Annotated in this window: 15 protein-coding genes; 8 read left to right on the top strand and 7 right to left on the bottom strand. The window is 69.7% G+C overall.

Annotated features, from left to right (window positions below; all coding sequences use genetic code 11):
* The first annotated feature begins 81 nt into the window (after positions 1–81).
* Together aceA and EJ913_RS32955 are read left to right on the top strand one after the other, a co-directional pair.
* The gene (gene aceA / locus EJ913_RS09355) at positions 82–1,359 is read left to right on the top strand and encodes an isocitrate lyase (RefSeq protein ID WP_126997047.1); all 1,278 of its coding nucleotides are present in this window, start codon (positions 82–84) and stop codon (positions 1,357–1,359) included.
* A gap of 264 nt (positions 1,360–1,623) precedes the next feature.
* Complete coding sequence (locus EJ913_RS32955; protein ID WP_126997045.1) at positions 1,624–2,478, top strand: YcbK family protein; 855 nt, start codon at positions 1,624–1,626, stop codon at positions 2,476–2,478.
* 158 nt (positions 2,479–2,636) lie between these two features.
* On the opposite strand, the gene xth is transcribed toward EJ913_RS32955, so the two are convergent.
* Both xth and EJ913_RS09340 read right to left on the bottom strand, forming a co-directional pair.
* Positions 2,637–3,431, bottom strand: coding sequence for an exodeoxyribonuclease III (gene xth, locus EJ913_RS09345; RefSeq protein WP_126997043.1), 795 nt, complete (start codon positions 3,429–3,431; stop codon positions 2,637–2,639).
* Positions 3,432–3,441: 10 nt separating this feature from the next.
* Complete coding sequence (locus EJ913_RS09340) at positions 3,442–4,125, bottom strand: fumarylacetoacetate hydrolase family protein (RefSeq protein WP_126997041.1); 684 nt, start codon at positions 4,123–4,125, stop codon at positions 3,442–3,444.
* 399 nt (positions 4,126–4,524) lie between these two features.
* On the opposite strand from EJ913_RS09340, the gene EJ913_RS09335 reads away from it, so the two are divergent.
* Positions 4,525–5,019, top strand: coding sequence for a MarR family winged helix-turn-helix transcriptional regulator (locus tag EJ913_RS09335; RefSeq protein WP_126997039.1), 495 nt, complete (start codon positions 4,525–4,527; stop codon positions 5,017–5,019).
* A gap of 93 nt (positions 5,020–5,112) precedes the next feature.
* On the opposite strand, the gene EJ913_RS09330 is transcribed toward EJ913_RS09335, so the two are convergent.
* The 3 genes from EJ913_RS09330 to EJ913_RS09320 all read right to left on the bottom strand — a co-directional run bounded on the left by EJ913_RS09330 (position 5,113) and on the right by EJ913_RS09320 (position 7,785).
* Positions 5,113–5,712 carry an HdeD family acid-resistance protein gene (locus EJ913_RS09330; protein WP_126997037.1) on the bottom strand — a complete coding sequence of 200 codons (600 nt, stop codon included), beginning with the start codon at positions 5,710–5,712 and terminating at the stop codon, positions 5,113–5,115.
* 78 nt (positions 5,713–5,790) lie between these two features.
* The gene (locus EJ913_RS09325; protein WP_126997035.1) at positions 5,791–6,456 is read right to left on the bottom strand and encodes a LolA family protein; all 666 of its coding nucleotides are present in this window, start codon (positions 6,454–6,456) and stop codon (positions 5,791–5,793) included.
* A 93-nt stretch (positions 6,457–6,549) separates the two neighbouring features.
* Positions 6,550–7,785: a UbiH/UbiF/VisC/COQ6 family ubiquinone biosynthesis hydroxylase gene (locus EJ913_RS09320; RefSeq protein WP_126997033.1), complete on the bottom strand. Its 1,236-nt coding sequence runs from the start codon at positions 7,783–7,785 to the stop codon at positions 6,550–6,552.
* A 352-nt stretch (positions 7,786–8,137) separates the two neighbouring features.
* Between EJ913_RS09320 and glnK the strand changes: the two genes are divergently transcribed.
* From glnK to EJ913_RS09305, 3 genes are all read left to right on the top strand, one after another.
* Entirely contained in the window at positions 8,138–8,476 is a 339-nt protein-coding gene (gene glnK, locus EJ913_RS09315) for a P-II family nitrogen regulator (RefSeq protein WP_085555610.1), read from the top strand.
* A gap of 167 nt (positions 8,477–8,643) precedes the next feature.
* Positions 8,644–9,897 carry an aminotransferase class I/II-fold pyridoxal phosphate-dependent enzyme gene (locus tag EJ913_RS09310; RefSeq protein ID WP_126997031.1) on the top strand — a complete coding sequence of 418 codons (1,254 nt, stop codon included), beginning with the start codon at positions 8,644–8,646 and terminating at the stop codon, positions 9,895–9,897.
* Between the two features lie 68 nt (positions 9,898–9,965).
* Entirely contained in the window at positions 9,966–12,602 is a 2,637-nt protein-coding gene (locus EJ913_RS09305; protein WP_126997029.1) for a DNA translocase FtsK, read from the top strand.
* 293 nt (positions 12,603–12,895) lie between these two features.
* Here the strand turns inward: EJ913_RS09305 and znuB are convergent, their stop codons facing one another.
* Complete coding sequence (znuB, locus tag EJ913_RS09300; protein WP_126997027.1) at positions 12,896–13,681, bottom strand: zinc ABC transporter permease subunit ZnuB; 786 nt, start codon at positions 13,679–13,681, stop codon at positions 12,896–12,898.
* Positions 13,674–14,447, bottom strand: a complete 774-nt coding sequence (znuC, locus tag EJ913_RS09295; RefSeq protein WP_126997026.1) for a zinc ABC transporter ATP-binding protein ZnuC — start codon at positions 14,445–14,447, stop codon at positions 13,674–13,676. The genes znuB and znuC overlap by 8 nt, the downstream gene beginning before the upstream one ends.
* Positions 14,448–14,562: 115 nt before the next feature.
* Between znuC and znuA the strand changes: the two genes are divergently transcribed.
* Together znuA and dapB are read left to right on the top strand one after the other, a co-directional pair.
* A complete protein-coding gene (znuA, locus tag EJ913_RS09290) occupies positions 14,563–15,540 on the top strand; it encodes a zinc ABC transporter substrate-binding protein ZnuA (protein WP_126997024.1) in 978 nt (325 codons plus the stop codon).
* A 45-nt stretch (positions 15,541–15,585) separates the two neighbouring features.
* On the top strand, positions 15,586–16,383 hold the full coding sequence (dapB, locus tag EJ913_RS09285; RefSeq protein WP_126997022.1) for a 4-hydroxy-tetrahydrodipicolinate reductase: 798 nt from the start codon (positions 15,586–15,588) through the stop codon (positions 16,381–16,383).
* Positions 16,384–16,386: the final 3 nt, after the last annotated feature.

Here is a 16,386-nt window from a genome sequence, read left to right as displayed (position 1 = left end):
CGGCGGTGTCGAAGAAGAATACGCCCCGAGATTTCCCACCGCCCCCCGAATGGGGGATATTCGGACAGAAGGACACCCACCATGTCGCTCGACGATAAGACCAAGGCCGCCCTGCGCGCCGCCCGTTACGAAGGCATCCGCCGCGATTACACGATGGACGACGTCAAGCGTCTGAGCGGCTCGGTCAAGATCGAGTACACGCTGGCCGAGCTGGGCGCCCAGCGCCTGTGGGAGCTGCTGAACACCGAACCCTACATCAACACGCTGGGCGCCCTGACCGGCAACCAGGCGATGCAGGCGGTCAAGGCCGGCCTGAAGGCCATCTACCTGTCGGGCTGGCAGGTCGCCGGCGACGCCAACTCGGCCGGCCAGATGTACCCCGACCAGAGCCTGTACCCGGTGAACTCGGTGCCGCAGGTGGTGGAGCGCATCAACAACGCCTTCAAGCGCGCCGACGAGATCCAGACCTCCGAGGGCAAGGGCGACACCTACTGGTTCGCGCCGATCATCGCCGACGCCGAAGCCGGCTTCGGCGGCCCGCTGAACGCCTTCGAGCTGATGAAGGCCATGATCAAGGCCGGCGCGGCCGGCGTCCACTGGGAAGACCAGCTCGCTTCGGAAAAGAAGTGCGGCCATCTCGGCGGCAAGGTGCTGATCCCGACCCAGCAGCACATCCGCACCCTGAACGCCGCCCGTCTCGGCGCCGACGTCTGCGGCACCTCGACCCTGGTGATCGCCCGCACCGACGCCGAGTCGGCGCAGCTCATCACCTCGGACATCGACGAGCGTGACCACCCGTTCATCGACTTCGACAGCGGCCGCACCTCGGAAGGCTTCTACCGCCTGAAGAAGGGCCTGGGCGTCGAGCATTGCATCGCCCGCGGCCTGTCCTACGCGCCGTATTCGGACCTGATGTGGTGGGAGACCTCCAAGCCGAACCTGGACGACGCCCGCCGCTTCGCCGAGGCCGTCCACAAGGAATTCCCCGGCAAGATGCTGGCCTACAACTGCTCGCCCTCCTTCAACTGGAAGGCCAACCTGGACGACGCGACCATCGCCAAGTACCAGCGCGAGCTGGGCGCCATGGGCTACAAGTTCCAGTTCGTGACGCTGGCGGGCTTCCACTCGCTGAACTACTCGGCCTTCACGCTGGCCAAGGGCTACGCCGAGCGCGGCATGGCCGCCTACTCCGAACTCCAGCAGGCCGAGTTCGCGGCCGAGAAGGACGGCTACACCGCCACCAAGCACCAGCGCGAGGTCGGCACCGGCTACTTCGACGCGGTCGCCACGGCGATCTCGGGCGGCCAGTCCTCGACCACCGCGTACAAGGACTCCACCGAGGCTGACCAGTTCCATTGATCTGGTCCGTGATCCGGTGTGCGAGCCGGATCGTTTTGAACGGCTGATGTTTTGACTTGTCGACGGCCGGAGGGAAACCTCCGGCCGCTTTTTTGCGCCCTCCCTCCCCTTCGACCCGGTTGAGTCGGAAATCGCGATTCGCAGCGCGGAAACTGCTTGGCCGTGTCGTTCGCGCCACAACAATGCGTTGTCACTGGGACCTCGTGTGACAATTCTGGTAGATCTGCGTCGCACAACCGTGTGGGGAAGCTCCGGGGGGAAGCGATGCGGTCGATCCTGCGTGCCGTCCGTCGTGCCGTGCCTTACGCCGTTCATCGCGCCGTCCTGCCATGCCTGCTCGCCGCCGGTCTTGCCGGCTGCGCCTCGTCGCCGGGCGGCGACGCCGGGCTGGGGGAAGGGCCGCGCTCCATCGTCCTCAGCCATCCCAGCGGCGAGAGCGTCGCCGTCACCTATTGGCGGAGCGGCGGCTACGACGCCGACGCGCTGCGCGAGATTTCCGTCCTGTTCCGCGACCGCCGCAGCGGCGAGACGATCCCGGTCGATCCGGCGCTGATCGACACGCTGGTCGCGCTGCGCCAGCGCACCGGCGCGCCGCCCGACGCGCCGATCCGCGTCACCTCGGGCTACCGCTCCACCGCGACCAACGCGGCGCTGGCGCGGACCAACGCGAACGTGGCCGAGAACTCTTACCACATGCGTGGGCAGGCGGTGGATTTCTCGATCCCCGGCGTGCCCCCGGCCCGGCTGGCCGAGGAGGCGGCGGCGCTGCAGCGCGGCGGCTACGCGCTCTACCCGCACACCGGCCATGTCCACGTCGACACCGGCCCCTTCCGCACCTGGACGCCGAAGAGCGGCGGCGAGCCGCGCGGCCTGCCGGCGGTGCAGGAAGCCAAGGCGAGGGCGCGGAAGACGGAGCCCGTGCAGGTGGCGGAGGCGCCGAGGCCGGCACCGGTGAAGGCGCAGCCGGCCCAGATCGCGCGGGCGATGGCCAAGCCGGCGACGGGCAAGCCGGCGCTCGCCAAGGCGCCGCTGCCGCCCGATTTGTCGAAGGTGCGGACCGTGCTGGCCCAGTTGAAGGAACAGCCGGTGCCGGGCGCGAAGGAGCGGAAGAGAAACTGAGCAGGGGTGTGGAGGTAAGGATAACCGTTTGCCCCCTCCCCATCCCTCCCCCGCTTGCGCGGGAGAGGGGGCCGGATGCTTGTCGGCGTTCAGCGGCAGTCCCCTCTCCCGCGCAAGCGGGGGAGGGTTAGGGAGGGGGCACGCGACGCCCCCCATCCTTACACGTCGAGGTCCACGATCACCGGCACATGGTCGGACGGCTTCGGCTCCCAGCTTCGCGCGTCGCGCAGCACCTTCTGGCCGCGCAAGGCGTCCTTCAGGGGCGGCGTGACCCAGACATGGTCGAGGCGGCGGCCGCGATTCGACGCCGCCCAGTCCTTCGCCCGGTAGCTCCACCATGTGTAGAGCTTCTCGTCCGGCGGCACGAAGTGGCGCATCGCGTCGACCCAGCCGACCGACGCCTGCATCGCCGCCAGCTTCTCCACCTCGATCGGCGTGTGGGAGACGACCGACAGCAGTTCCTTGTGGCTCCACACGTCCTGTTCCAGCGGCGCGATGTTCAGGTCGCCGACCAGCACCATCCGCCGGTCGGGCGAGCGCTGCGTGCGCAGCCAGTCGGTCATCTCGTCGAGGAACTGGAGCTTGTGGGCGAACTTCTCGTTCACCACCGGGTCGGGAATGTCGCCGCCGGCCGGGATGTAGACGCTGTGCAGTTCGACCCCGCCCGGCAGATGGGCCAGCGCGTGGCGGCAATCCTGCTTGCCGCACCAGTGCTGCACGTCCTGCGACTCGAAGGGAAGCCGCGACAGGATGGCGACGCCGTTGTAGCCCTTCATGCCGTGGATGTGGGTGTGGGCGTAGCCGCGCTCGACGATGGGCGCCAGCGGGAAGTCGGCGTCCACCACCTTGGTTTCCTGAAGGCAGATCACGTCCGGCGCCTCCTCTTCCATCAGGCGGAAGAGGAGGTCCAGACGCATGCGGACGGAATTGATGTTCCAGGTCGCGATGCGCATGGGAAACCGGTCAGCCGATGGTCAGGGTCAGGGTGCCGACGCCCTCGACGGCGCCGGTCAGCACGTCGCCGGCCACCACCGGGCCGACGCCTTCGGGCGTGCCGGTGTAGATCAGGTCGCCCGGCTGAAGCTCGACGAGGCCCGACAGGTAGGCGATCGTCTCGGCCACCGACCAGATCAGGTCGGACAGGTCGCCCTTCTGGCGCAGCGCGCCGTTGACCGACACGGTGATGGCGCCCTTGTCGGGATGCCCGATGTCGGCGACGGTGCGGATGGCGCCGCAGGGCGCCGATTGGTCGAAGCCCTTGCCCATGTCCCAGGGCTTGCCTTCCTTCTTCGCCGCGTTCTGAAGGTCACGCCGGGTCATGTCGAGGCCGACGGCGTAGCCGAACACGTGCTCCAGGGCCGACTCCACCGGGATGTCGCGCCCGCCGCGGCCGATGGCGACGACCAGCTCGATCTCGTGGTGCAGGTTGGCGGTCTTGGGCGGATAGGGGATGGTGGCGCCGTCGGCGACGATGGCGTCGGCCGGCTTCATGAAGAAGAACGGCGGCTCGCGGTCGGGATCGGCGCCCATCTCGCGCGCGTGGGCGGCGTAGTTGCGGCCGACGCAGTAGATGCGGCGCACGGGGAACGGATCCCCGCCCGTCACCGGAACGGAGGGCTGGGTCCACAGGGGAAGGGCGTAGGCCATGGCAGCGGCTCTTTGCGTTGGGGTCGCGTCGGTTCCGACGGTCCCAACACGTAACCCGAAAGCGGACGCCGCACCAAGCCCCTCGGACACCCGGCGGCGGCGCGAATCGGACGCCATGGCCCGGACACGAAGACGCCCGGTCTGGGGGGGACCGGGCGTCGGAAGCTCCGTTTACGGAACCCGCGTGCGGCAGGGGAAACCGTGTTGCGGGCGATCGCTGCCGTATCCGGGTACGATCACTTCTTGACTCTTCAAAGTGGAGTTTGTTCGCCGCTCCACCAATACGCAGAACGCATATCAGCCATGCATTGAGCGTGGACTGTACGGTTCTTGCTGACAAAGATAGGCGGCGGCCTCATTTTATCCGTTCATCCGACAGTATTCAAAGATGGCATAGCGGTGACAGACAACGAGCGTTCCACCCCCGCCGACCGGCGTTCGCGCCTGCGTCCCGGCAAAAACGGCAAGCTCGCCCTTGGCCCTCTTCCCGACCTCGTGGGCTACAACCTGCGCAAGGCTCAGGTCGCGGTGTTCCAAAGCTTCCAGACCGCCGTTTCTCCCCATGACATCACGCCCGGCCAGTTCGGCGTGCTGATCATGATCCGGGAGAACGAGGGCCTGTCCCAGTCCGATCTGGGGACGGCGGTCGGCATCGACCGTTCGACCATGGTCGCGGTGATCGACCGGCTGGAATCGCGGGGCCTCGTGGTCCGCGCGCCCTCGCCGAACGACCGCCGCTCCTACGCGCTGCGCCTGTCGCCGGAAGGCCAGTCCTTGATGGACGAGCTGGTTCCGCGCATCCAGGCGCACGACCAGGGCATGGTCAAGGATCTGAGCCCGGAAGAGCAGGCCCAGTTCAACGACTTCCTCCGCCGGGTCTCCCGCGCGAAGTAAGCCGGAACGGCGGTTCACGACGATCACAGGGAGCTGGGCATGGCCCGGCTCCCTTTTTCGCGTCCGCATGACGGGAAAACCGCCCCTCCCCGTTCAGGGAACCGGCAGCGCCGGCCGGCCGGGCGCGCCGGCGAGGGCGCGGCGCAGCCGCAAGGCCGTGACCAGCGCCAGCACGCCGAACGCGATCAGGTAGGCGGCCACGCCCCAGGCCAGCGCCAGCAAGCCCAGCGCCGGCAGAAGCCAAAGGCTGAGGCCGAACAGGACGGACAGGGCGCCCGCCACGCCCCACGCCCATTTGCCGTGGGTCTCGTGCAGGCGCCACGCGCCCATGATCTCGGCGAAGCCGGTCATCACCGACCACGCGGCGATCAGGAACACCAGCGCGAACAGGCTGGCCTCCGGCCAAAGAGCGGCGACGACGCCCGCGATCAGACTGACCGAGCCTTCCAGGATGAAGGGCAACGCCCGGTCGTGCCGGCGCGAGGCGCGCAGGCCGGCGAGCAGGGCGAAGACCCCGTCCAGCAGCAGATAGGCCGCGAAGGTCAGCGCCAGGGTCGCCACCGTCACCCCCGGCAGCAGCAGCGCCATCACGCCCAGCAGGATGGCGGCGGCGCCGCGCAGCGCCAGCGCCCACCAATTGCGGGCGAGCATCGCGTTCATGCCCTGAAGGCGGGACGCCGGGCTGTCGGGCATGGAAGAGTCCCCACTGCGAATCCTGTAGACAGACAACAGGAACGGAAGGGGTTCGTTTCCGGACGGAGCAGGCTCCGCTCAGTTCCCCCGGCCGAAGTCGGACCCGCTCCTCGGTTCCTTGAAATAGAACATCTCGCTGTCGAAGCTGACGTCGGTGCGCGGGTTCAGCAGCGCCACCTCGGTCGTCAGCCCCTGCCCGTCCAGCACCCGCCATTTGCGCAGTTGGAAGGGCCGGTCCTCGAAGACCAGCGTCAGGGTGCCCTTTCCGGGCTCCTTGCTCTCGACCAGACTGATCTCGACCACGCCGGGAGAACGGTAGACGTCGGTGATGATTACGTCGCCCGACAGCCGGACGGTCTTGCGCAGGATGAAGTCGGCCAGGGTCGAGCCGATCGGCGCGCTCGACTGCTGGCGCATCTCGCCGTCCCAGTAGAAGATGAAGGAGCCGTCGGCGACGACGAAATCCTTGATCGGCTTGTCGTATTCCAGCCGCATCTTGCCCGGCCGCGACAGCGAGAAGGTCCCCGTCGCCTGCCGCCCGTCCGGCGCCACCTGCACGAACTTGGATTGCATGGTGTGGATGCCGTTCAGGTACTCCTCCGCCTGCGCGACGACGGTCTGGTCCTGCGCCGACAGCCTGGCCGCGGCGGGCGCGGCGGCGACGCTGGACGGGGCGGCGGCCAGACCGGCCAGGGACGCGGTGACGAAAAGCGTGGCAATGAGGCGGCGAAGCACGGCGGTCATCCCTGAGAAGTCCAAACCCGGTATCGGACCCGTTGGGGTCTTAAGCGGGCGTTGTGGCGGACATAAGGCGCCGCCGGCCCGGTTCCAAGCGTCTTAAAGGGGAAGCCCGCGAATCATCCGGGGCAGATCGCCGACGACGCCCATCGCGTGCCGCATGAAGAAGCGCTTGACCGGCGGCAGCCGGTTGACCACCGCCATGCCGAGGTCGCGCGCCAGCCGGACCGGCGGAATGTTGTTGGAGAACAGGTGCACCAGACCGTCGCAGACGGCGGCCAGCAGCACCGTGTCGAAGCGGCGCCAGCGCTGGAAGCGGGCCAGCACCTCCGGCCCGCCGACGTCCAGCCCCAGCCGGTGCGCGTCGACCACCACCTCGGCCAGCGCCGCCACGTCGCGCATGCCCAGATTCAGCCCCTGGCCGGCGATGGGGTGGATGGCGTGGGCCGATTCGCCGACCAGCGCGAGGCGGTCGGCGATGAAGCGCTCGGCCAGCAGCACCGACAGCGGCCACGCCTCGCGCCGGGACACCAGCTCGATGTCGCCGAGATAGCCGCCGGAGCGCCGGGTCAACTCCTCCACGAACTCCGCGTCGGACAGGTCGAGGTAGGTCTTCACCAGCGCGGTCTTCTCGCTCCACACGATGGAGCAGCGGTTCCCCGTCATCGGCAGCACGGCGAAGGGGCCGTTGGGGAAGAAATGCTCGACCGCGATCCCTTTGTTGGGCTCCGAGTGGCGGATCGTGCAGATGATGGCGCTCTGGTCGTAGGTCCAGCGCCGCACCTTGATGCCGGCGCTCTCGCGCGCCAGCGACCGGCGACCATCGGCGCCGACCACCAGCCGGGCCCGGACCTTGCGACCGTCCTCCAGCGTCACCGTGGCGCCGGAGCGGTTGCGCTCCACCCCGACCGCCTTGGCCGGGGCGAGATGGACCAGCCCCGGCAGTTCGGCCGCGCGGGTGAACAGGGCGCGGCGGATGTCCTTGTTGTCGAGGATCCAGCCGAAGGGCCGGTTCTGCCCATCCACCGCCAGCTCGGTGTGGTCGTAATGGACGAACAGCGGCGAGAACTGGTCGGCGATGCGGATGTCCAGCATCGGGCCGGCCTGGGCCTCCATGTGGCGCCAGACGCCCGCCCCCTCCAGCACCTTCATCGAGGCGTAGGAGAGCGCCGTGGTGCGGATGTCGAAGCCGTCGCCGCCCTGGCGCTCGGGGCTGTCCTGGTCGATGCAGACCACCGGCACGCCGGCCGTCGCCAGCGCCGCCGCCATGGTCAGCCCCGCCAGACCGCCACCCAGAACCACCACCTCGGTGGCGATGTCGCCCGATTCGGCCATGTCTTTCCGTCCTTCGCTTCGCGGTCCCGTCCGGCGCGGCCAGGAGGCCGCGACCGTCGCGCGGCAACAATTGCGCTCCCTCGGGGCGATGTCCAGCGCCGCCGCCGCGCGCCGTTGCCGGACCGGTTGTCGGTGACCAAAATATAGGCTTATGCCCACGCCTTGAGCGCCTAAACGGAGGGCATATCCATGATGTTGCGGCGCCTTTCAACCGGCACGATTCTTGTAATCGTTGCTTTTTGCGGCGCAGACGAACAGGCTTGGCGCACGAACGGGACCACCCGAATGGGAAGACCCGCGACGGGGCCGGGCACAAGGCTGAGGCCGGAACAACGCTTTAAGGGGAAGCCACATGAAACTGGTTATGGCCATCATCAAGCCGTTCAAGCTCGACGAAGTCCGCGAGGCGCTGACGTCGCTCGGGATCCAGGGCCTGACCGTCAGCGAGGTCAAGGGTTTCGGTCGCCAGAAGGGGCAGACCGAGATCTACCGCGGCGCCGAGTATTCGGTGAGCTTCCTGCCCAAGGTGAAGGTCGAGGTCGCCGTGTCCGACGACCAGTTCGAGCAGGTGGTCGAGGCGATCCAGAAGGCCGCCAACACCGGCCGCATCGGCGATGGCAAGATCTTCGTCCTGGAAATCGCCCAGGCCGTCCGCATCCGCACCGGCGAGACCAACGCCGAGGCGCTGTAAGGGCCTTTCCCGCACGCCCTCTCCCGCCCTGGGCGGGAGATGGGCATGCCGCGCCCGTCCGGTTTTGTGCGCTTGTGCCCTCCGCCCCCCGCCGATAGGATCGTTTCCGATTCGTACGGGTGATCCCGAGCGGGTCCGGAACAGGGTCTGGCAAGGTGTGCGGCGTCATGGTTTCTGCGGATTTCAGCGTTCATCCCGGTGCCGTCTTTGCCGAAGCGATCGGCAACGACCGGCTGGACCTGCTGACCGACTACCCCTTCACCCGGCTGGCCAATCTGCTGGCCGGCGTCACGCCCCGCGCCAACACGGCGCCGGTCATGCTGTCGGTCGGCGAGCCGCAGCACCCGCCCCCCGCCCTGATCGACGAGGCGCTGCGCGCCAACACCGCCGGCTGGGGCAAATACCCGCCGGTCGGCGGGACGCCGGAATTCCGCGCCGCGGCCGGCGACTGGCTGACCCGCCGCTACGCCCTGCCCGCCGGGCTGTTCGAGCCGGACCGCTCGCTGCTGCCGGTGTCGGGCACCCGCGAGGCGCTGTTCATGCTGGCGCTGCTGGCCGTGCCGCCGCGCAAAGCCGGCCGCCAGCCGGCCGTGCTGATGCCCAACCCCTTCTACGCCCCCTACGAGGGCGCCGCCGTGCTGGCCGGGGCCGAGCCGGTGTTCCTGTCCGGCACGCGCGGGACCGGCTTCCTGCCCGACCTCGACGCACTGACGCCGGAGTTGCTGGAACGCACCGCGCTGTTCTACCTCTGCACCCCGGCCAACCCGCAGGGCGCCGCCGCCTCGGCCGCCTATCTGGCGAAGGCCATCGGGCTGGCGCGGCAGTACGGCTTCGTGCTGGCGGTGGACGAGTGCTACGCCGAGATCTACCTCGACACCCCGCCGGTCGGCGCGCTCCAAGTGGCGGCCGGGCTGCCGCGCGGGGAGAACCCCTGGGCGAACATCCTGGTCTTCCACTCCCTGTCCAAGCGGTCGAGCGCCGCCGGGCTGCGCTCCGGCTTCGTCGCGGGCGATCCGGTGCTGATCGGTCGCTTCTCTCGGCTGCGCAGCTACGCCAACGCCGGGATGCCGCTGCCGGTGGTCGCGGCCAGCACCGCGCTGTGGCGCGACGAAGCGCATGTCGAGGAGAACCGCCGCCTCTACCGCGCCAAGTTCGCGGCGGCGGAGGCCGAACTCCAGGGCCGCTACGGCTATTACCGGCCCGACGGCGGTTTCTTCCTGTGGTTGGAGGTCGGCGACGGCGAGGAGGCGGCGCGGCGCCTGTGGGCCGAGGGCGCGCTGCGCGTGCTCCCCGGCGCCTATCTGTCGCGCAACAACCCCGGCGAAGCGAACCCCGGCGAGCGTTTCATCCGGGTCGCCCTGGTGCAGGACGCCGAAACCATCGGCCGGGCCTGCGCCGCCATCGTCCGCATCCTGGGCTGAGCCCCGTCTTTTTTGGCTGACAGCGTCCGCCTCACCTCCGGGGCGGACCGAGAACGAGGTTTCGTCCCATGGCCCGACCCGCCGGCCCTCCCTCCGCGCGCCCCCGGCCCACACTGGGGCGGACCGCCAGCCCGCGTCTGGGCACCAAGGACAAGACCGCCGCCAAGGAGGGCAAGGAGCACGGCCGCATCCGCTCCGCCACCGCGCGCCAGGAAAAGCCGCCCTTCTTCTCGCCCGCCACCCGCGCCTTCGTGGTCGCCCGCGCGCGGGAGGCGATGGGCTTCGTGCTGGGCCTGTTCGGCCTGCTGCTGATGATCCTGCTGGGCAGCTACAACCCGGCCGACCCGTCCTGGAACTCGGTCCCGGCGGCGGCGGTCCGCACCCACAACCTGTTCGGCCTGCCCGGCGCCTACGCCGCCGACCTGCTGATCCAGTCGCTCGGCTGGGCCTCCTTCGTCATCGCGCTGGTGCCGATGTTCTGGGGCTGGCGGCTGGGCGCCCAGCGCGGCCTGGGCAACCCGGTGTTCCGCACCGTGCTGGCGCTGTGGGGCGTCGTGCTGGTTGCCATGGCGCTCGCCGGACTGACCACCGAATCCTCCGACCCGCTGGCGGCCCTGCCCGGCGGCAGCCTGGGTGCGGTGCTGCTGCACGGCGTCGGCAACCTGTTCGGCTCCGAGTCGATGGTCGCCACGGTCGCGGCCTGCGCCGGCGGCTTCGTGCTGTTCCTCGCCGCCGGCCTGTCCATCGCCGAATGGATCGCCAGCCTGAAGGCGCTGGGCGGCGGGACGGCGAAGGCCACGCGCTTCGTCATCCGGGGCGCCCGGAGCGGGGTCGGTTCGCTGGGCCGGCGCGGGGTCGAGGCCGCCCGCACCGCCGCGCAGGCCGCCGCCCACACCGCCAGCGGCGCCGTGGACGACGCGCTGAAGCCCTGCGCGCCCAGCCGCGTGCGCAGCGCCCCCAGCTTCGGCGACACGCCGCGCGCCGCGGAGCCGGGACGCGGCGATTTGGGACGGGCGCCAGCCCTGCAGGTCCATCCGGCCGGGCTCGACGCCGGCCCCATCGTCCCGGAGGAGGCGCGGCCGCCGCGCCCGATCCCCATCGTCGCGCGCCCGGCCCCCGACCCGGAGGCCGACGACGCCCGCGACCCGCGCCAGAGCGCCTTCGACCTGGAGCCGGACGAGCCGAGCGGCTACGAACTGCCGCCGCTCGACCTGCTGCAATCCCCGCCGCTGGGTGTGCGCGGCGAGCAGCTCGACGAGACCGCCCTGCAACGCAACGCCGGGCAGCTGGAAGGCGTGCTCGGCGATTTCGGCGTGCGCGGCGAGGTCCAGAAGGTCCATCCCGGCCCGGTGGTGACGCTCTACGAGCTGGAGCCGGCCCCCGGCACCAAATCCTCGCGCGTCATCGGTCTGGCCGACGACATCGCCCGCTCGATGAGCGCGGTGTCGGTGCGCGTCGCCGTGGTCCCCGGCCGCAACGCCATCGGCATCGAGCTTCCCAACGCTAAACGCGAGACCGTGCTGCTGCGCGAGCTGATCGCGGCGGAGAGCTTCGACAAGGGCGGCGCCAAGCTGGCGCTGGCGCTCGGCAAGGACATCGGCGGCCAGCCGGTGGTCGCCGACCTCGCGCGCTTCCCGCATCTGCTGGTGGCCGGCACGACCGGGTCGGGCAAGTCGGTGGCGATCAACACGATGATCCTGTCGTTGCTCTACCGGCTGCCGCCGGAGCGCTGCCGCTTCATCATGGTCGATCCCAAGATGCTGGAGCTGTCGGTCTACGAGGGCATCCCGCATCTGCTGACTCCCGTGGTCACCGATCCCAAGAAGGCGGTGGTCGCGCTGAAATGGGCGGTGCGGGAGATGGAGGACCGCTACCGCAACATGTCCAAGCTGGGCGTGCGCAACATCGAGGGCTACAACGCCCGCCTGCGCGAGGCGCGCGAGGAGGGCGAGTCGCTGACCCGCCGCGTGCAGACCGGCTTCGACCCCGACACCGGCAAGCCGCTGTTCGAGGAGCAGCCGCTCGACCTGACCGAGCTTCCCTACATCGTGGTGATCGTCGACGAGATGGCCGATCTGATGCTGGTCGCCGGCAAGGACATCGAGGCGGCGATCCAGCGCTTGGCCCAGATGGCGCGCGCCGCCGGCATCCACCTGATCATGGCGACGCAACGCCCCTCGGTGGACGTCATCACCGGCACCATCAAGGCCAACTTCCCGACCCGCATCAGCTTCCAGGTCACCAGCAAGATCGACAGCCGCACCATCCTGGGCGAACAGGGCGCCGAGCAACTGCTGGGCCAGGGCGACATGCTGTACATGCAGGGCGGCGGGCGCGTCACCCGCGTCCATGGGCCGTTCGTCTCCGACCAGGAGGTCGAGCACATCGTCAAATACCTGAAGGCGCAGGGCGAGCCGAACTACATCGACTCGATCACCGAGGACGAGGACGGCGAGAGCACCTTCGACGAAGATGGCGGAACGGGCGGCGGCAACGGCGGCGGGTCGGGCGACGACCTCTACGACAAGGCGGTCGCCGTGGTCTGCCGCGAGCGCAAGGCGTCCACCAGCTTCATCCAGCGCCAGCTGCGCATCGGCTACAACTCCGCTGCCCGCCTGATCGAGCGTATGGAGGCCGAGGGCGTCGTCAGCAAGCCCAACCACTCGGGCAAGCGCGAAGTGCTGGCACGCAACATCGACGAGTGAGGATTGCGTGGGCCGGGGTGGATTGACAGCGGCGGGTGGCGACACCAATATCAGGGGTAGGCGAGTTGGGGACGCCATCCCCAACTCGCCCGCCCGATCTTAGTGCAGAAGGTCAAGCAGCCGCTTGACGATCTCCAGCACCAGGATCAGGAGAGTGAGGATTTGGTTCATCCTCGTGCCCTCCGTTCGTGCAGCGGCGGTGGCGGCCCTCCCGCCACCGCGTCTGCCCCCGGATTATGGTGCAGACGGGAATTTCACACACCCGTTTCCTTTTCCGGTTGTGCAATCCGCCCTTACCCCCGCATCGGCACCGCCGAGCCGATCAGGAACAGCGCCGCCGCCGAGACGACCACGCAAGGTCCTCCCGGCAAATCCCAGTTCAGCGACGCCATCATCCCCGCGACGACCGCGACCACGCCCAGCACCGAGGCCAGCGCCGCCATGGTTTCCGGGGTGCGGGCGAAGCGGCGGGCGGCGGCGGCGGGGATGATCAGCAGCGAGGTGATCAGCAGGATCCCCACCACCTTCATCGCGACCGCGATCACCAGCGCGATCAGCAGCATGAAGGCCAGACGCAGCGCGTCCACCGGCATGCCCTCGACCCGCGCCAGATCCTCGTCCACCGTGACCGCCAGCAGCCGGCGCCACAGCAGCGCCAGCCCCGCCAGCGCCACCACCCCGCCGCCGTAGATCCAGGCGAGGTCGCTCGTCGTCACCGACAGGATGTCGCCGAACAGGTAGGCCATCAGGTCGACGCGCAGGGTCTCCAGGAAGGCCAGCGCCACCAGCCCCAGCGACAGCGAGCCGTGCGACAGGATGCCGAGCAGCGTGTCCGCCGCCAGCGTGCGCCGCCGCTGCAACGCCACCAAGGCGAGCGCCAGCGCCACGCAGACCGCCATCACCCCGATCATCGGGTTGACGCCCAGCAGGAAGCCCAGCGTCACCCCCAGCAGGGCCGAATGGGACAGCGTGTCGCCGAAATAGGCCATGCGCCGCCACACCACGAAGGACCCCAGCGGCCCAGCCAGCGCCGCGATGCCGCAGCCGGCCACCAGCGCGCGGACGACGAAATCATCCATGGCAGCAATCCCCGTCGTGCCCGTCGACGATCTTGCGGGATTCGTCGTGGGCGTGGTCGTGATGGTGCACGTAGACCGCCAGCTCCGCCGCGTGGCGGCCGAACAGGGCGTGGTATTCGGGGTGGCGGCTGACGTCCTCCGGCCGGCCGTGGCAGCAGACATGGCCGTTCATGCAGACCACCCGGTCGGTGCGCGCCATCACCGTGTGCAGGTCGTGGCTGACCAGCAGGATGCCGCAGCCGCGATGCCGCCGCACATGCTCGATGCGGGCGAAGAGTTCGGCCTGCCCGTGCACGTCCACCGCCTGGTCCGGCTCGTCGAGCACCAGCAGGTCCGGGTCGCTCAGCAGCGCGCGGGCCAGCAGCACCCGCTGCATCTCGCCGCCCGAGACCGTCTGCACGGCGGAATCGGCCAGCCGGGCGACCCCGGCCTCCTCCAGCGCGGTCTCGATCCGCTCCGCCGGCACCGGCCGCCACAGCGCCAGGAAGCGGCGCACCGTCAGCGGCAGGGTGGCGTCCACCGTCAAGCGCTGCGGCATGTAGCCGACGCGCAGGCCCGGCCGGCGCCGGACATGGCCGCCGCTGGGTCGCACCAGCCCCAGCACGGCGCGCACCAGCGTGGTCTTTCCGGCGCCGTTGGGGCCGATCAGCGTCACCACCTCGCCGGGGTGGACGGCGACGTCGACGTGGTTCAGCACCGAGCGGCCGCCGAAGCGGACCGACAGATCCTCCGTCCACACCAAGGGGCCGGAATCGGAAGCGGGCATGGACCCGGCGTTTGGAGCGATTGACATGTTACGTTATAACGTGACAAATGGGCGGAGAACGCTCCATATGCGCCCAAACCGACCACCTGTCCAGCCAGACAAGAGGATTGCACCCATGCGCCGTTTTGCGCTGCCCATCGCCATGACCGCCCTGCTGGGCACCCTCGCGAACGCAGGGGCCGCGCTGGCCGACGCGCCGAAGGTCGTCGTCTCGATCAAGCCGATCCATTCGCTGGTGGCGTCGGTGATGCAGGGGGTCGGCGAGCCGGCGCTGTTGGTGCGCGGCGGGGCCTCGCCCCACACCTACACGCTCAAGCCGTCGGACGCGAAGGCCCTGTCCACCGCCGATCTGGTCGTCTGGGTCGGGCCGGAGATGGAGAGCTTCCTGGAAAAGCCTCTCTCCTCCAACGCCGCCAAGGCGACGGTGGTGACGCTGATGACGGTGCCGGGCATGACGCTGCTGGACGCGCGCGAGGGCGGCGCCTGGGAGGCCCACGACCATGGGCACGAGCATAGCCACGACCACGGCAAGAAGGACGCCCACGCGCACGGCCATGACGACGACCACGATCACGACGAGGTGAACACCCACCTCTGGCTCGACCCGGTCAACGCCCGGCGGATCGTGACCGCGACGGCCGAGGCGCTCGCCGCCAAGGACGCCGTCAACGCCGAAGCCTACCGGACCAACGCCGAGCGCGCGCTGCAATCCATCGACGCGCTTGACGCCGAGTTGAAGGCGACCCTGGCCCCGGTGGCGGCCAAGCCCTTCGTCGTCTTCCACGACGCCTACCAGTACTATGAGGCGCGCTACAACCTGTCGGCGGTCGGCTCGATCACCGTCAACCCGGACCGCCGCCCTTCGGCCAAGCGCCTGTCGGCGATCCGCGCCAAGATCGCCGGGCTCGACGCCTCCTGCGTCTTCGCCGAGCCGCAGTTCGAACCCGCCCTGGTCCGCACCGTGACCGAGGGCACCAAGGCCAAGACCGGCGTGCTCGACCCCGAGGGCGCCGACTTGGCGGAGGGCGTGGCGCTCTACCCGGCGCTGATGCGCAATCTGGCGGCGTCCTTGCGCGGCTGCCTTGGGGGCTGAGGCGGGCTGTGCTAAACCCCTGACCATCCATCAGGGGAGGGCGTGATGAAGATCGGTGTCGTCGGGTGCGCGGGGCGCATGGGTCAGATGCTGGTGCGCGAGATCGCGGCGACCGCCGGCTGCACGCTGGCCGGCGGCACCGAACGGGTCGGCGGGCCGGCGCTGGGCAAGGATCTGGGCCTGCTGGCCGGGATCGACGCGCTGGGCGTCGCCGCCATCGACGACGCGGTGGCGCTGTTCGCCCAAAGCGACGCGGTGATCGACTTCACCAGCCCGGAATCCACCGAGCGCCACGCCGCCTTGGCCGCGCAGTCGCAGACCGCGCTGATCGTCGGCACCACCGGCTTGAACCCGGCGCAGCAGGCCGCCATCGCCACCGCCGCCACCCACACCCCCATCGTCCAGTCGCCCAACATGTCGCTGGGCGTCAACCTGCTGCTGGCGCTGGTCGAGCAGGTGGCCGGCGCGCTGGGCGACGACTTCGACATCGACATCCTGGAGATGCACCACCGCAACAAGGTGGACGCGCCGTCGGGCACCGCGCTGGGCCTCGGCCGCGCCGCCGCCGCCGGGCGCAAGGTGGCGCTGGAGGATGTCTGGCAGAAGGTGCGCGACGGCCACACCGGCGCCCGCCCGCGCGGCGAGATCGGCTTCGCCACGCTGCGCGGCGGCGACGTGATCGGCGACCATGTGGTGATGTTCGCCGGGGACGGCGAGCGGGTCGAGTTGACCCACAAGGCGTCGGGCCGGCAGATCTATGCCAAGGGCGCCGTGCGCGCCGCGCTGTGGGCGCGCGACAAGTCGCCCGGCCTCTACAGCATGAAGGACGTGCTGGGGCTGTAACGC

This window comes from Azospirillum doebereinerae (genome assembly GCF_003989665.1).
GTDB classification, from domain to species: domain Bacteria; phylum Pseudomonadota; class Alphaproteobacteria; order Azospirillales; family Azospirillaceae; genus Azospirillum; species Azospirillum doebereinerae.
This window is presented reverse-complemented; position numbering and strand designations above follow the sequence as displayed.

What these genes read in the sequence shown, in the direction of transcription:
- znuA (WP_126997024.1), top strand. Translation starts at nt 14,563, where the DNA reads ATGCGCCGTTTTGCGCTGCCCATCGCCATGACCGCCCTGCTGGGCACC.
- EJ913_RS09305 (WP_126997029.1), top strand. Translation starts at nt 9,966, where the DNA reads ATGGCCCGACCCGCCGGCCCTCCCTCCGCGCGCCCCCGGCCCACACTG.
- EJ913_RS09325 (WP_126997035.1), bottom strand. Translation starts at nt 6,456, where the DNA reads ATGACCGCCGTGCTTCGCCGCCTCATTGCCACGCTTTTCGTCACCGCG.
- EJ913_RS32955 (WP_126997045.1), top strand. Translation starts at nt 1,624, where the DNA reads ATGCGGTCGATCCTGCGTGCCGTCCGTCGTGCCGTGCCTTACGCCGTT.
- znuB (WP_126997027.1), bottom strand. Translation starts at nt 13,681, where the DNA reads ATGGATGATTTCGTCGTCCGCGCGCTGGTGGCCGGCTGCGGCATCGCG.
- dapB (WP_126997022.1), top strand. Translation starts at nt 15,586, where the DNA reads ATGAAGATCGGTGTCGTCGGGTGCGCGGGGCGCATGGGTCAGATGCTG.
- EJ913_RS09330 (WP_126997037.1), bottom strand. Translation starts at nt 5,712, where the DNA reads ATGCCCGACAGCCCGGCGTCCCGCCTTCAGGGCATGAACGCGATGCTC.
- EJ913_RS09340 (WP_126997041.1), bottom strand. Translation starts at nt 4,125, where the DNA reads ATGGCCTACGCCCTTCCCCTGTGGACCCAGCCCTCCGTTCCGGTGACG.
- EJ913_RS09320 (WP_126997033.1), bottom strand. Translation starts at nt 7,785, where the DNA reads ATGGCCGAATCGGGCGACATCGCCACCGAGGTGGTGGTTCTGGGTGGC.
- glnK (WP_085555610.1), top strand. Translation starts at nt 8,138, where the DNA reads ATGAAACTGGTTATGGCCATCATCAAGCCGTTCAAGCTCGACGAAGTC.
- aceA (WP_126997047.1), top strand. Translation starts at nt 82, where the DNA reads ATGTCGCTCGACGATAAGACCAAGGCCGCCCTGCGCGCCGCCCGTTAC.
- xth (WP_126997043.1), bottom strand. Translation starts at nt 3,431, where the DNA reads ATGCGCATCGCGACCTGGAACATCAATTCCGTCCGCATGCGTCTGGAC.
- znuC (WP_126997026.1), bottom strand. Translation starts at nt 14,447, where the DNA reads ATGCCCGCTTCCGATTCCGGCCCCTTGGTGTGGACGGAGGATCTGTCG.
- EJ913_RS09310 (WP_126997031.1), top strand. Translation starts at nt 8,644, where the DNA reads ATGGTTTCTGCGGATTTCAGCGTTCATCCCGGTGCCGTCTTTGCCGAA.